Origin of the sequence: Halococcus dombrowskii, from assembly GCF_022870485.1 — an archaeon.
Lineage (GTDB): Archaea > Halobacteriota > Halobacteria > Halobacteriales > Halococcaceae > Halococcus > Halococcus morrhuae.
On sequence record NZ_CP095005.1, the window covers coordinates 837,360 to 850,922 of the forward strand.

The following is a 13,563-nucleotide window of genomic DNA, read 5'->3' on the forward strand; positions in this document are numbered from 1 at the left end:
TGTCTCTGCCCGACAGTATATACTGTCCGCCGCCGAATCTCTCGTGTGAGCACGTTCGTCATCATCGGTGGCGATGCGGCCGGCATGTCCGCGGCAAGCAAGGCCAAACGCGACGATCCCGATCTCGATGTGATCGTTTTCGAGGCCGGTGAGTGGGTCTCCTATGGTGCCTGTGGCCTTCCCTACTACGTCAAGGGCGAGATACAGTCCTTGGAGGACCTCGTCTCGATCACGCCCGAGGAGTTCCGCGAACAGCGCGATATCGACCTCCGGATGAGCCACGAGGTCGTCGCCATCGACCCGAACGATCGGACTGTCACTGCTCGTGGGGAGAGCGAGGTCGTCGTTGAGTATGACCACCTGCTTGTTTCGACCGGTGCCGCGGCCGTCGAACCTCCGATCGATGGTCTCGACCGGGATGGCGTCTACACGCTCGGCTCGATGTCCGACGGCAAGGATCTCCGTGAGTACGTCGGCCGGGCACGAACCGAGGGAACCCTCAACCAACCTGACAGCGGGCCAGCCTGTCGATTTCTCGACGACTGTAACGGTCCCGTCGGCATCGTCGGCGGCGGTTATATCGGTATCGAGATGGCCGAGGCGCTGGCCGGCAACGGCTTCGAGGTACATCTGTTCCAGCGTGGCGAGCGCATCCTGAAGTCGTTCAGCGAGGCGACGAGTGACGCGATCCTCGATCATCTCGGCGAGCAGGACGTCGCGGTGAACCTGAACGCGGAAGTCGAAGCACTCGCTGGTGGTGATGGGGTCGAAGCGGTCGTGACCGTCGACGGACGAACGCCCGTCGAGATGGTGCTTGTTGGGACCGGTGTCAGCCCGCGTACCGATCTCGCCGAGGACGCCGGCATCGAACTGGGCGCGACGGGCGCTATCGCAGCTGATGCCTACCGGGAGACGAGCCACCCTGACATTTACGCGGCGGGCGACTGCGCGGAGGCCGAACACGTCGTCACCGGTGAACCGGCGTACGTTCCGCTCGCGTTGACGGCCAACCGACACGGCCGAGCGGTCGGTCGAACGGTCGCGGGCACACCGACCGAAGGCGGCGGTATCGCGGGGACGGCAGCCGTCAAGGCCTTTGATCGGGAAGCCGCCCGGACAGGTGTTCTTGATCATCAAAGGGCTCGTCGCGTCGGATTCGATCCCATCACCGAGACTATCGACGCGAAATCGCGCGCCGGCTACTATCCCGGTGGGAGCACGGTCGGGGTGACACTCACCGCCGATCGCGATTCCGGGCGCGTGCTCGGTGGCAGCCTCGTCGCCGAATATGGCGAGGGTGCGGTCCATCGGAGCCATGCGCTCGTCGGTGCCGTCACCGAGGGCATCGGTCTCGGCGAGCTCTCGAACTACGATCTCGCGTACGCGCCGCCGTTCAACACGACATGGGATCCCGTCCTAACGGCTGCGAAGGTGCTCGACGGTAATCGTTGAGGCAGGCAAGGACGATCATCATCCGTTCTGCTGCCCGGAGAACACCGACTCGGCCGTGGACGGCTCGCCGCCCACATCGTGGAGATGACACGCCACCTGGTGTCCGGTGTCGGTTTCTTCGAGTGCGGGCTGTTCTCGACAACAGACCGTCGCGAACGATTCGCCGAGACGCTCCTCGGCAGTCTCCAGCTCGCCGGCGACGATGTCCGCGAGCGCGGCCGACAGCACCTGCTCGGCGTTCGCGTCGTGCAGTTCCTCGGGGATGTCGTAGTCCGCACGGATCGCCGTTCGCAGCTCCGCCCCCGATATTTCGTCGGCGTGTTCGGCATCCCCTTCGGTGACGAGTCGTGTGCGGAGCCGCTCGGTGTCGAGCGTCCGATTCCGGAGCGCAATTCGGAGATCCAGTATGCCGCGCCACACCTGCTGGTCGAAGTCGTAGTCCGGCGGTTGAATCACTGCGGGACAGCGGGTGTGAAATCGACAGCCCGGCGGCGGATCCGCCGGATCGGGCACCGTGCCCGAAAGCTCCGCACGCTCGCCACGCCTGGTGGGGTCTGGCGTCGGCATCGACGCGAGCAACGCACGGGTGTAGGGATGCTGTGGATCGGCGAAGACTGCCTCGGTCGGTCCCCGTTCGACGATCTCGCCGAGATACATCACCGCGACGCGGTCGCAGACGTCGCGCACCACGCTCATGTCGTGGCTGATCAGCAGGATCGAGAGCCCGAACGTCGTCTGAAGGCGTTCGATGAGCGCGAGGATCTCGGCTTCGACGGAGACGTCGAGCGCCGACACCGGCTCGTCGGCGACCAACAGCTCCGGGTTCGACACCAGCGCCCGCGCGAGCGCGACCCGCTGTTTCTGCCCACCGGAGAGTTCGTGCGGATAGCGGTCGTAGTCGTCGGCCGAGAGACCGACCTCGGCGAGCATCGTTTCGACGAGGCTCCGGCGGCGATCATGGTCACGCAATCCGTGGAGTGCCAGCGGCTCGGCCACGGATTCGCCGATCGACAGCCGTGGGTCGAAGCTCGACGTCGGGTCCTGGAATATTATCCCCGTCTGCCGGCGGAAGCGCTTGCGCTCGTCGTCCGTCTGGTTGCCGACGATCTCGCCGTCGAACCGGATCTCGCCATCGGTGGGCGTTTCGAGTCGCAGCAGACTCCGTGCAGCAGTGGATTTTCCACAGCCGGATTCGCCGACGAGACCGAGCGTCTCGCCGCGGCGTATATCGAAACTGATCCCATCGACCGCGCGTACGCGGCCGACCTCGCGGGCCAACAGCCCCTCGGTGATCGGGTAGTGTTTCGTGAGATCATGAACCGAAAGGAGAGTGTCATCGCTCATCGGTTTCCTCCTTCCGTCGCGTGTCCGCCATCGGTTTGCTGTTTCGACTGTTCGCTCGGTTGCGCCGCGCGGTCGGCTGCGCTCTCCTGTACCACCTCTGTGTCGTGGTCTTCGTCGTAGAACACGCAGGCAGCACGATGCGTTTCGTTGTTGTTGGCGGGTTCGAGGGGCGGTTGCTCGCCGCCGATGCAATCCTCGACGGCATGAGGGCAGCGTGGATGGAACCGACAGCCGGTCGGCGGGTCGGTCGGGTTCGGGAACTCCCCGCCGATCGTCTCCCGGCGTTCGCCCCGTCCCGGCAGACAGCGCAGCAGCGCTTGAGTGTAGGGATGAGCTGGCGTCTCGAACACGTCGTGGACGTCGCCCCGCTCCATTACCTTTCCCGCGTACATGACGACCATGCGGTCGGCCATCTCGGCGACGACGCCGAGGTCGTGGGTGACGAACAGGATCGCCATGTCACGCTCGGCCTTGATGTCGTTCAAGAGATCGAGAATGCCCGCCTGCGTTGTCACGTCGAGCGCCGTTGTGGGCTCGTCGGCGATCAACAGGTCGGGTTCGGCGGCGAGCGCCATCGCGATGACGACGCGCTGTTTCATCCCGCCGGAGAACTCGTGAGGGTATTCGTCGAAGCGCGTCGCCGCTTCCGGGATGCCCACTTTGTCGAGCAGTTCGATACCGTGCTCGCGGGCAGCACGCTTCGATATGTCACGGTGGAGGCGGATGGCCTCGACGAGTTGCGCACCGACGGAGTAGACGGGATCGAGTGCGCCCTGTGGGTTCTGGAAAACGTGCGCGATGCGCTCGCCGCGCACGTCCGAGAGCTGTCCGGGCGAGCAGTCGGTGAGGTCGCGCCCGTCGAAGTCGATACGGCCGCCGACGAGCTTGCCGGGCGGCATCGGCAGCAGTTTCGTAATTGACTCGCAGGCGACGGTCTTGCCGGAACCACTCTCACCAACCAGACAAACGGTCTCACCCTGTTCGACGCCGAAACTCACCCCGTCGACCGCCAGCACCGTGCCGTCGTTCGTCTCGAAGTGCGTTCGGAGGTCATTCACCGAGAGGAGCGGGTCGGTCATGGTTTCCCCCGTGGATCGAGCGTGTCTCGGAGCGCGTCGCCGACGACGCTGAACGAGAACACGGTGATAACCAGAAACGCCAGTGGGAACGCCCACACCCACCACAGCTCCATGTTCAGCTCGGTGAGCATCTGCCCCCACGAGGGGACGTTCTCGTCGCCCAGCACGACGATGAACGAGATGGCCGCCTCGGTGAGGATCAACAGCGGGATCTGACGCGTCGTGGCCGTGAGAACAGTACTAGAGACGTTCGGCAGGATGTGTCTGCGGACGATCTGCAACCGGCTCGCGCCGGCGCTCTCGGCGGCGGTGACGTAGAGTTCACCGCGACGCTGGGTGACTTCGCTACGCACTAAGCGGGCGACGCCACCCCAACTGAGCAGTCCGAACACGAGAATGATGAGAAACAGGCTCTGGCCGAAGACGAATCCGAGGACGATATAGACGAGAAACGCCGGCACCGTCTGTTGAATATCGACGTAACGCATCAACACGTCGTCGGCCCACCCGCCAAAGTACCCGGCGACGGTGCCGACGGCCGTCGCGATCGGCACCATGAGCATCGACGTGACGAGCGCGACGAGCAGGCTCACACCCATCCCGGCCACGACCAGTTCCAGTACGCTCTGGCCGACCGAATTGGTGCCGAACGGGAACTGGAGACTGCCGTGACAGTACTGCTGGACCGCCGGTCCGGTCACGTCGCCGGCGCAGTTGATCGCGACCGTTCCCGCCTCGACGGTGGCAAACAGCGCCGGCTGTTTGGCGTACTGGATGTTCGTCGTCGGGCGATCGAGCACGAGCAGGCTGGCCGTCCCGAGAACGAAGAAGACGGCCAGATAGGCCACACAGGCGACTGCGAGTCTGTTCCGACGAAATCGTCGCCAGTACTGCATCGTTCGGTCGCGGTTGCGGACGGCCGGAACGACGATGGCGAAGGCGAAGACGACCAGCGAGAGGACGAACAGCCAGTCGAGCCGCGAGGGGGCGTACCACGCACCGATCGACAGATCGTAGCCGGTGAACCGATCGTAGAGAAACAGCAGCGTGAGCAGTCCGAGCGCGACGAGAAAGCCGCCGGTTCGTCGTCCGACCACCGGCCGTTCCTCGCCCAACTCCTCCCAATCGATGGCATCGAACTGGGCGTCGATGCTCGCATCGGAATCGACCGCCATGCTACTTGTTTCCGATGTTCGCTTCCACGGTAGTATAAGCTTTCAGGATGTCATACAGAATCTGATACGACTGAATGAGGCCTGAAAACTTATGTCACGCCGGAGCATGGTCGGCAGCAGCATCGAAGGATGTACCGTCCAGCACTTTCCACACACGGTTTGCGATCGAGCCGACGACGGTATCCACTTGGCTTGCAGCGCCGCCAGCAAACTGTCCTACACCCGACGACGAGCGGTGGTGAAGCAGCGTGAGTCGTCGCTGGCAGATCACCCGCCGGGCGGTGTTCGCCGTGCTCGCTGCGTTTCTCGTCGTCTCGCTGGTCTTCGCGTTCGTCGCGGCCACGTCTGACCCCTACACCGGACAGCTCGCACGGTCGGCCGCCGAGGAATCCGCGGAGGAAGACATTCCGGTGAAACAAACGGATGCGTGGGAGCGATTGGTCGAATACAGGCAGCAGCGCAACCTCGACGAGCCGGTCGGCGAGCGCTACGTCGACTGGTTGGGCGACGTTGCGACTCTCGACCTCGGAACGGCGTTCGGGACGACGAGGACGGGGACGATGTTCGGACAGTCCTATTCCGAGGGGACTCCGGTGACCTCGCTGGTGGCGAGCGCGGTGTCGCGCACGCTGTCGTATCTCGTTCCGGCGATCGTGTTCTCGGTCGTCGTCGGCATCAGCATTGGCGTCTACACGGCGACGCGCCAGCACACGCTCGTCGACAGACTCGGGACGAGTGTCGCCCACCTTGGATTTAGCCTGCCGAATTTCTGGCTCGCGGAGGTCGTAGTGCTCTCCGGTATCGGTGTGGGCGGGTTGCTATCGGGCGCGCCGGGACGGACGAACGAGTTTCTCTATACGGTGGTGTTTCCGGCCGCGGTGTTGGGAACGAGCCTCCTCGCCGGACAGCTCCGATACGCGCGTGCCCAGTCGCTCGAATACATCGACGCGGAGTTCATCAAACTCGTTCGGGCGAAGGGCGCGGGAAGCCGACGAGTCGCTCGGCATCTGCTGCGAAACGCGGCCGTCCCGTTGCTGTCGCTGTTTTTCGCGGATATGCTCGGGATCGTCGTCCTGAACGTCTTCGTCATCGAGTATGTTTTCGGGATTCAGGGTCTCGGCGGATTGAGCCTCGTCGCCATTCAGTCACGGGACATGCCAGTGATCCTCGGCACCACGCTGGTGATCGTGCTCGTCGGCGTGCTCGGCAATTTCGTGCAGGACGTCGTCTCCCTCGTCGTCGATCCACGAGTGGCCGAATGATCGCCGCCTGCCGGCAATCGATACAATTGTTATCGCCGCATGGAGTTTATGAATCCTTCTCTAGGCTTTCGAACGTCCCCTCGATGATGTCGTCGGCGATCCGTTCGGCGTCGATGGACGGCATGGCGCTCGGATATTTCCGCGTGAAGTAGCCGAGCAGGTTCTCGACGTCGCGTTCGAGGAACTCGGTCGCGTTCGCGTGATCGGTGGGGACGGCCTGTGGCCAGTCGAAGACGGTCACGCCGTCGTCCGCGACGAAGACGTTGTACTCGCTCATGTCGGCGTGGACGTAACCCGCCTCGTAGGCCGTCGCGACCTCCTGCAACACGAGATCACAGACGCCAGCTGCCTGCTCGGCGTCGAGTGCCGCCGCCGAGAGCTCGACGCCGGCGAGTTTCTCCATGATGATCGCGTGGCGGTTCTGGTCGACCGGTCTGGGGACCGACACCTCGGGATAGAGCGTTTCGAGCGCGTCGTACTCGCGTTCGGCGGCTTTGCGGGCGGTGTACATCCAGGAGACGTGCTCGCGGTCGGCGGTGTACTCGCGCTCTTTCATCACTTCCCTGAAGTTGGTGTAGCCCTCGCGGTGGAACTTGAGCGCGAACGGCGTGTAGGAGGCGACCTCGTAGACGTCGCTTTCCTTGCCGACGCCGAGCGGCGCACCCATCCCCTCGATGGTGCCACGCTCGGCGAACGTGTGGAGCGCGAGCGCGTCGTAGCCCTCGAAGGTGAGCTTGTAGCCCTCGTACTGGATGGTCCGGCGTTCGAGCAACCCCCGATCGGCACAGCGATCGAGATGATAGTCGACGTTCTCCGGCGTGAGATCGGCGAAGTCGGGCAGTTTCCCCCGGTTGACCCACTCGCTGAAACGCATCCCCTGCTCGACGCCGGAGAGGAGATAGAAGTCCTCCGTGTCGAGATCGGCCATCTCGCTTGCGACGTTGCGCACCATCGGTCGCCCTTGGCCTGCCGCGGGTAAAAGCGCCGTGCGACCCAGCCATAAATCATATACTGCAATACTGAATGGCGATCCACATCGATGGGCGATCGTTCGGACGATCATGAACGGTTGAAAACTACTCTGCTCTCACTCGCTCGTCTCAGAGGTCGAACGCGTGTACCACCACGCCCAGAGCATCAGGACCCCTTGGAGCGGGAGTCGAATCCATAGTGCCGCCCGCGCGATCCCCTCGATCCGGTCGGGCATCGCATCGATCGCCACGTCGCTCGTCGCCATGTGGACGTTCGCCGGGAAGACCGCAACTAACAGCGCGATGATCCCCCACGCGGAGCGACGCCGTGTCCGCTGGATCAGAACGCCGCTTCCGAGGACGATCTCGGCGATCCCGGAGAGATAGACGAGCGCGACCGGTTTGGGAAATCGCGGCGGGACGACTCGCGCGTAGACCTTCGGTGCGACGAAATGCAGGACGCCCGCACCGATGTAGAGGAGCCCCATCACGTAGCGGAGCGGTCGTTTGCGGCCGTTCGGACCGTCGTCGGTAGCAGTGCTCACACCTGTGGTGGGGAGTGCTCGACGAAAACAGTATCCCTCCTCGATCGACACGTTCGGGCCACCCCGATCTCACCGACTTCTCTCACCGCTCCGGTTGCTCGAACAGGTCGTCCAGCGCGTCGGCGGCTAGCCCGACGACGGTCGCGATACGCGTCTTCTGGAGATTCCGTGTCGCGTAGTAGATCCCGAGTTCTTGGAGCGTCCGCTCGCTCCCCTCGAACCCGTAGGTCTCTCGTGCGAGTCGCCCCTCGGGACATCGGCTCGTGGCGACCAGCGGGACGCCCGCATCGCGGAGCCTCTCCAGCGCGGGAACGATCGTCGCCGGGATGTGGCCCGCGCCGGTCGTCGCGAGACAGAGCCCGGCGGCTTCCTCGGCGCAGTCGAGCTGTGCCACGGGCATCTCCGCCGTGACGGTCACGGCGTGGACGTCGTTCGTCAGCGACTCGTCGGTGATGTCGAAAACCGGCGTGTCCCCCGCGATAGCGCGATGCCAGACGACGCGGCTCTCGTCGACGGTCGCGAGCGGGCCGAACTCGGGCGAGCGAAAGCTATCGAGCGCCATCGTGTTCGTCTTCGTCACGTCCCGCGCGGCGTGGACGCGATCGTCGAGACAGACCAGCACGCCACGGTCGCGTGCACCATTGCTCGCCGCCGTGCGAACGCTCGCCAGCAGGTTCCCCGGCCCGTCGGGGCTCGCGAGCGACGGATTTCGCATCGCGCCCGTCAGCACGACCGGCGTCTCGCCGCCGTAGGTCAGATCGAGGAAGTACGCCGTCTCTTCGAGAATATCGGTGCCGTGCGTGACGACGATGCCGTCGATCGACGCGTCGGCGTCGTACTCGGTACACAGCGCCGACAGCGCCTGCATCCGGTCGATCGTCAGATGCGGGCTCGGTACGTTCGCGAACTCGTGGGTCCGTACGTCGGCGATCGATCCCAGCTCCGGGATTGATCTGACGAGCTCCTCGCCGGTCAGATCGGGCGCGGCAGCGCCGTCGGCTGCCTCGGTCGAGGCGATCGTGCCGCCAGTCGAGATGACGACGATGCTCATGCCCTCCCGCTCGCCCGTCGTGGCAATAGTCGTTCCGGGCCGCGGGTCCGGACGAACACTGAATCGAGCGCAAGCCGTTTTGCCGACGGCGATCGGAGTTCTCCTATGACCGACTCGTGGGAGAAACTGTTCGAGCGCGCCAGCGAACACGACGTGGCGATCGATACCATCCAGAGCACGCTCGCCGAGCAGCGGACGAACGAGGAGCGCCACGATGGATGAACCCGATCCTGCGCGCATCGTCGCCGATGCCGACGTGCTCGCGGCCGACCTCCTCCGCGATGGGGACGCTCGCGACGCCCTCGATGTCGTGCGCGCTCACTCGTGGCTATCGCTCGTCGCGAGCGACCCGCTGCTCGCGGATGCTCGCGCCATTATCGCGCAACTCGCCGACCCCTCTCTCGCCGACGACTGGCGCGAGCACATCGACGAACTTCGCGTGCGGGTCGGCCACCCATCCGGGGATCACCCGGCGCTCGCCTCGGTGGCAGCGGGCGACGCCGCCCACCTGCTCTCGTTCGACGAGTCGCTCCGCACGGCCGAGACCGGCGTCCGCATCCGCGAGCACGTCGCCACGAGCGTCAAGCATCCCGCCGGGTTCTGTGGGTTGTTCGACCCCGAAACGCTCTACCCCACTATCGTCGACGGGGACTACCCTGGTCCGGATCGCGACCCGCGCGCGTGAGCAATAATTCCCCTTTCCAGTTTGACGACTACCGGCACGATTCTCTCGATCTATCTCTCCTATACGGATGAGAGCGGTGGCGCGCGATGAATCCGGCCGAAGGCCGGAGAACGCGCGAGGGATGACTGAGCGAACGGAGTGAGCGAAGGAATCGGCTGGGGAGGGTGTGGCTTGCGGTTCTCGTTTTCGTCAGGATTCGCCTTTTCCCGTAGCGATCGTCCTGTTATCTCTGTGAACCACTCTAGAGTAGCGATTCCGCCCTCCGGGATTCGTTATTCACCCCGTTCGTGATACCACTCGCCGAACTTCGCCAACGCACGCCCGCGATGGGAGATGGCGTTCTTCTCGTCGACAGCCATCTCGGCCATCGTCGTCCCTTCGTGCTCGAAGATCGGATCGTAGCCGAACCCACCCTCGCCGCGCGGCGGGACGATGCGCCCGCGAACGGTGCCGGAAAAGAGCTTCACGGGCAGTCCTGAGTCGCTTTCGTCGTCTTCGTCGCCCGCAGCCGCCAACGCGCGGTCGTCTCGATCGACCGGGTCGGGGCTCGCCGCGAACTCCTTGCCGTCGCAGTAGGCGAGCACACAGCCGAAGGCCGCCCGTCGATTTTTCTCGTCGGCGACGAGTCGCTGGACGCGCTCGATGCCGAGGGTGTCCTCGACGTACGAGGAATAGGGGCCGGGAAAACCGTCTAGAACGTCGACGAACAGCCCAGCATCGTCGACGAGGATCGGTTCGTCTGCCTCGCGGTAGGCCTCGCGCGCGCCGTGGGCGGCGATCGCGCCGAGCTCGTCGCTCTGGATCTCGGTGTAGTCGAAGTCGAACTGCTCGCAGGCCATGTACTCGCGCGCCTCGCGGACCTTCCCCTCGTTGGTCGTCACGTACTGGAGCATGGTCGCTCTCGGCGAGTCACAGAAAAGTAGCCGTCGGTCCGGTTCTCAGTCGACGATGACTTCGACCGGATCCTCTTCGTCCTCGTAGCTCTCGCTCTCGCCACGGTTCTCCTGAACGAGCAGGACGGCTACGACCGCGAGTGCGACCCACGACCGCCAGTTGGCGAAGTTGAGGGTGTAGCCGACGCCGAACGGCTTCTTCACCAGCATCTCCTCGTCGGGCTGCCAGTACGCCGACAGCATCCGCCCGAGGCTCGGGCGCTCGAAGTTGTACGGGACGCCGAATATCTCGCCGGACGGTGGTCGTTCGTCTGCCATGCCCTGCCCTACGACCGCCCCCGTTAAGTGATTTATTGGTAGCGCCCGCGTCCCTCGATCGCGCGAAGTCGCTCTTGCACGTCGTCGTCACCCACCTCGGCGTACGCAGTCTCGAACGCCTCGCGGAGCGACTCGGGATCGGCTGCCGTGCCCGCGAGCGACTGCTCGAAGACGTGACAGTCCATCGCGTGGTCCTCGATGTCATCGGTGTAGTGGCCGAGCCCGAAATCGATGAGATAGGTCCGATCGTCGCCAGAATCGCTCACGCGGACGTTGCGCGTCGTCGGATCGCCGTGGGCGATGCCCGCCTCGTGCAGCGTCGCGAGATGGCCGGCGACGTCGCGCACGCGATTCACTCCCTCTTTCGAGTCGAGGATTGCCCGGAGGTCGCTCTCGCCGACGTACTCGACGGTCAACTGCGTTTCTTCCGTGTCGACGTCCAGGACGAGCGGTGTCGGCACCCCCTGCCGACGCGCGTCGCTCGTGAGGCGCGCTTCGAGCACGACGCGCTCGCGGCGCAGTCGCTCGTCGAGCACCGGATGGCGATACGACTTCGGCAGGCGGCGCTTTCGCACGCGCTCGCCGTCGATCTCGACCAGCGCTTCGGCCCCCTGCAACGTGTCCTCGGTCGGGCGTCCGCCCCACTGTACCTCCGTCTCTTCGCGCCACGTCACGGGCACCTGATCGGGGCGGAACCCGGAATCGACCCGTGAGTCCGCGACCGCGATCGTGTCGCCCGCCGCGAGCATCTTCGCGCCGAGCACGGCGATCATGCCCGCATTGTCGCGCAGGAAGCGCGCTTCCGGCGCGAAGAAATCGACGCCACGGGCCTCGCACATCTCGCCGAGCATCGCCCGTAATCGCTGATTCTGCCCGACTCCGCCCCCGAGGACGAGTTCGGTGCTCGACGTCAGCGAGAGCGCCCGCTCGGCCACCTCGGCGAGCATCGCGAACGTCGTCTCCTGCAGGGAGAAACAGACGTCCTCGATCCGCGTCCCGCTATCGACGGCCTCCTTGGCGGCGCTCATGATGCCCGAAAACGAGAAATCCATCCCGGTGACGACGTAAGGGAGTTCGGCGTACTCGCCGTCGCGGGCGGCGTGCTCGATCTTCGGCCCGCCGGGATGCGACCAGTCGACGTGGCGGGTGAACTTGTCGAGCGCGTTGCCGATCCCGGTGTCCATCGTCTCGCCGAGCACGCGATAGCGGCCGTTCCGGAAGGCCAGAACGTGGGCGTTCGCACCGCTGGCGTTCAGACAGACGGGCGAATCGAAGCCCGAGCGATGCCGACCGATCTCGGCGTGGGCGAGCATGTGGTTCACGCCGACGAGCGGCACGTCGAGCGAGAGCGCGAGCGCGCGGGCGGCCGTCCCCGCGATGCGCAGACATGGGCCGAGACCGGGCCCGCGCGAGAAGGCGACGGCGTCGATCGAATCGGCTCCGTCGAGAACGTCCTCGACGACCGCCGGGATCGCCTCGCGCATGTGTTCGGCCGCCTCGCGCGGGTGAAGGCCGCCGCTGTCGGGCTGGTAGGCGTCGGAACTGATCGATACCTCGTCGGTCTCGGTGTCGTAGAGCGCCGCGCTCGCCGCCCACGCGGTGCCCTCGATGCCGAGGACGGTCGGTTGGTCGCTCACGGCTTCGTCGCCGGTCGCGCTTTCACGATGCGGTTCGCCTCGGGCCGGTCCATCGCCTCAGTTCCACTCGGTGTAGCCACAGCGCCCGCAGTGCACGCGGTCGTCGTGGGCGGCGAGAAAGGCGTCACCACAGCGGGGGCACTGCTCGCGGTCAGTCGAGCCGTCCTCGTCGTAGAGCTCGTGGCGGGCCATCAGGCTTCCTCCGCCTCGGCGCTCGCCTCGTCGTCCTCCTCGTCGACGCCGATCTTGTTGCGTTCGAGCATGTAGGTCTGCTCGACCTCGCGGGCGTCGTCGGCGGAGTCGTAGACCTTCGCGTAGCCGAGCGTCTTGCGCATCCCGAACGCCGTGTCGAGCTCGTGGATGACGACCTCGCTGGCGTCCTTGTTGAGTCGCGCGGCGAGACTGTCGCGAACGGAGAGCCGCGACGGCGTCTCCTCGTCGTGGATGAGCTCGAAGCGCACGTCGGTCCGATGGAGCATGGGGTTCTCCTCCTCTCGGGTGATTTCGATATCCATGTTGGTCAACAGTCCTCCTGTCGCGGGCAAAAGGATTTCGAGTCACGGAGCCGAGCAACGGGGTTCGTTTCGCCGCTTCGCGTTTCAGTCCACGAACAGTCGGATGTCGTTCAGCACGTCGTTGTCCGGCTCGTCGGGTAGATCGAGCGTCGCGGTGTCGCGCCACGTCGGCATCCACTCCTGTCCCGACTCTGCTGGGATGTCGTCATCTCCGTCGGGCGACGCAGCGACGACGACATCGTAGCCCGTCGTCTCTTCGCCCGTCTCGGATCGGTAAGTGTGGTGGCGCACTCGGCGCATATCGTCGACAGTAACTACAACGCCGGTCGAATCCGTGACTGTCGCCCGCGTGGTCGCTACCCATCCGTCCGCTGGAGGCACCTTCTCGTAGGGCAGCGTCGGATACGGTGCGTCATCGTGTTCTAGGAGGAGCAGCCGGCCATCCACGTCGGTGACGCCGCGATGACCATTCCCGCAATGGGTTCGTATAGTTCGAAATGATTCTGGTGTGTCTCGGGCGGCAATTCGTCGAACTCGACGTTCTCGCGCTCGCGCAGGGTCTCGGGATCGGTGAGTTCGTCCATGATGCGTACCGCTCGTTTTCGTCGTTCGCTACTCCGCTCAATACGACGAACG

16 protein-coding genes are annotated in these 13,563 nt (G+C 64.9%); 3 read left to right on the forward strand and 13 right to left on the reverse strand.

Annotated elements, in window-relative coordinates:
• Window positions 1-84: 84 nt before the first annotated feature.
• Window positions 85-1,452, forward strand: a complete 1,368-nt coding sequence (locus tag MUK72_RS04525) for an FAD-dependent oxidoreductase (protein WP_425311082.1) — start codon at window positions 85-87, stop codon at window positions 1,450-1,452.
• Window positions 1,453-1,470: 18 nt separating this feature from the next.
• On the opposite strand, the gene MUK72_RS04530 is transcribed toward MUK72_RS04525, so the two are convergent.
• From MUK72_RS04530 to MUK72_RS04540, 3 genes are read right to left on the reverse strand one after another with little or no spacing between them, the layout of a single operon-like run.
• Window positions 1,471-2,796 (reverse strand): ABC transporter ATP-binding protein, encoded by a 1,326-nt coding sequence (locus tag MUK72_RS04530; protein ID WP_244704329.1) that lies wholly within the window; start codon window positions 2,794-2,796, stop codon window positions 1,471-1,473.
• Window positions 2,793-3,875 carry an ABC transporter ATP-binding protein gene (locus MUK72_RS04535; RefSeq protein WP_244704331.1) on the reverse strand — a complete coding sequence of 361 codons (1,083 nt, stop codon included), beginning with the start codon at window positions 3,873-3,875 and terminating at the stop codon, window positions 2,793-2,795. Before MUK72_RS04535 ends, MUK72_RS04530 begins: the two co-directional genes overlap by 4 nt.
• Entirely contained in the window at window positions 3,872-5,050 is a 1,179-nt protein-coding gene (locus MUK72_RS04540) for an ABC transporter permease (RefSeq protein ID WP_244704333.1), read from the reverse strand. Before MUK72_RS04540 ends, MUK72_RS04535 begins: the two co-directional genes overlap by 4 nt.
• 248 nt (window positions 5,051-5,298) lie before the next feature.
• On the opposite strand from MUK72_RS04540, the gene MUK72_RS04545 reads away from it, so the two are divergent.
• Complete coding sequence (locus tag MUK72_RS04545) at window positions 5,299-6,312, forward strand: ABC transporter permease (protein ID WP_244704335.1); 1,014 nt, start codon at window positions 5,299-5,301, stop codon at window positions 6,310-6,312.
• Window positions 6,313-6,358: 46 nt separating this feature from the next.
• Here MUK72_RS04545 and MUK72_RS04550 read toward each other — a convergent pair whose 3' ends face one another.
• The 3 genes from MUK72_RS04550 to MUK72_RS04560 form a co-directional block, all read right to left on the reverse strand.
• Window positions 6,359-7,264: a serine/threonine-protein kinase RIO2 gene (locus MUK72_RS04550; protein WP_244704337.1), complete on the reverse strand. Its 906-nt coding sequence runs from the start codon at window positions 7,262-7,264 to the stop codon at window positions 6,359-6,361.
• Between the two features lie 135 nt (window positions 7,265-7,399).
• On the reverse strand, window positions 7,400-7,828 hold the full coding sequence (locus MUK72_RS04555; RefSeq protein WP_244704340.1) for a DoxX family protein: 429 nt from the start codon (window positions 7,826-7,828) through the stop codon (window positions 7,400-7,402).
• An 82-nt stretch (window positions 7,829-7,910) separates the two neighbouring features.
• Window positions 7,911-8,879: an asparaginase gene (locus MUK72_RS04560; RefSeq protein ID WP_244704342.1), complete on the reverse strand. Its 969-nt coding sequence runs from the start codon at window positions 8,877-8,879 to the stop codon at window positions 7,911-7,913.
• Window positions 8,880-9,093: 214 nt separating this feature from the next.
• Between MUK72_RS04560 and MUK72_RS04565 the strand changes: the two genes are divergently transcribed.
• Entirely contained in the window at window positions 9,094-9,564 is a 471-nt protein-coding gene (locus MUK72_RS04565; RefSeq protein ID WP_244704345.1) for a DUF7384 family protein, read from the forward strand.
• Between the two features lie 272 nt (window positions 9,565-9,836).
• Here MUK72_RS04565 and MUK72_RS04570 read toward each other — a convergent pair whose 3' ends face one another.
• The 7 genes from MUK72_RS04570 to MUK72_RS04600 all read right to left on the reverse strand — a co-directional run bounded on the left by MUK72_RS04570 (window position 9,837) and on the right by MUK72_RS04600 (window position 13,511).
• Window positions 9,837-10,457, reverse strand: coding sequence for a non-canonical purine NTP pyrophosphatase (locus MUK72_RS04570; RefSeq protein ID WP_244704346.1), 621 nt, complete (start codon window positions 10,455-10,457; stop codon window positions 9,837-9,839).
• A gap of 45 nt (window positions 10,458-10,502) precedes the next feature.
• Window positions 10,503-10,775: a DUF5808 domain-containing protein gene (locus tag MUK72_RS04575; RefSeq protein WP_244704348.1), complete on the reverse strand. Its 273-nt coding sequence runs from the start codon at window positions 10,773-10,775 to the stop codon at window positions 10,503-10,505.
• A gap of 32 nt (window positions 10,776-10,807) precedes the next feature.
• Window positions 10,808-12,412: a bifunctional N(6)-L-threonylcarbamoyladenine synthase/serine/threonine protein kinase gene (locus MUK72_RS04580; RefSeq protein ID WP_244704350.1), complete on the reverse strand. Its 1,605-nt coding sequence runs from the start codon at window positions 12,410-12,412 to the stop codon at window positions 10,808-10,810.
• Window positions 12,413-12,469: 57 nt separating this feature from the next.
• Window positions 12,470-12,604, reverse strand: coding sequence for a 30S ribosomal protein S27ae (locus MUK72_RS04585; protein WP_007739492.1), 135 nt, complete (start codon window positions 12,602-12,604; stop codon window positions 12,470-12,472).
• Window positions 12,604-12,927 carry a 30S ribosomal protein S24e gene (locus MUK72_RS04590; RefSeq protein WP_244704352.1) on the reverse strand — a complete coding sequence of 108 codons (324 nt, stop codon included), beginning with the start codon at window positions 12,925-12,927 and terminating at the stop codon, window positions 12,604-12,606. The genes MUK72_RS04585 and MUK72_RS04590 overlap by 1 nt, the downstream gene beginning before the upstream one ends.
• 84 nt (window positions 12,928-13,011) lie before the next feature.
• Window positions 13,012-13,374, reverse strand: coding sequence for a hypothetical protein (locus MUK72_RS04595; RefSeq protein WP_244704354.1), 363 nt, complete (start codon window positions 13,372-13,374; stop codon window positions 13,012-13,014).
• Window positions 13,350-13,511, reverse strand: a complete 162-nt coding sequence (locus MUK72_RS04600) for a hypothetical protein (RefSeq protein WP_244704356.1) — start codon at window positions 13,509-13,511, stop codon at window positions 13,350-13,352. The genes MUK72_RS04595 and MUK72_RS04600 overlap by 25 nt, the downstream gene beginning before the upstream one ends.
• Window positions 13,512-13,563: the final 52 nt, after the last annotated feature.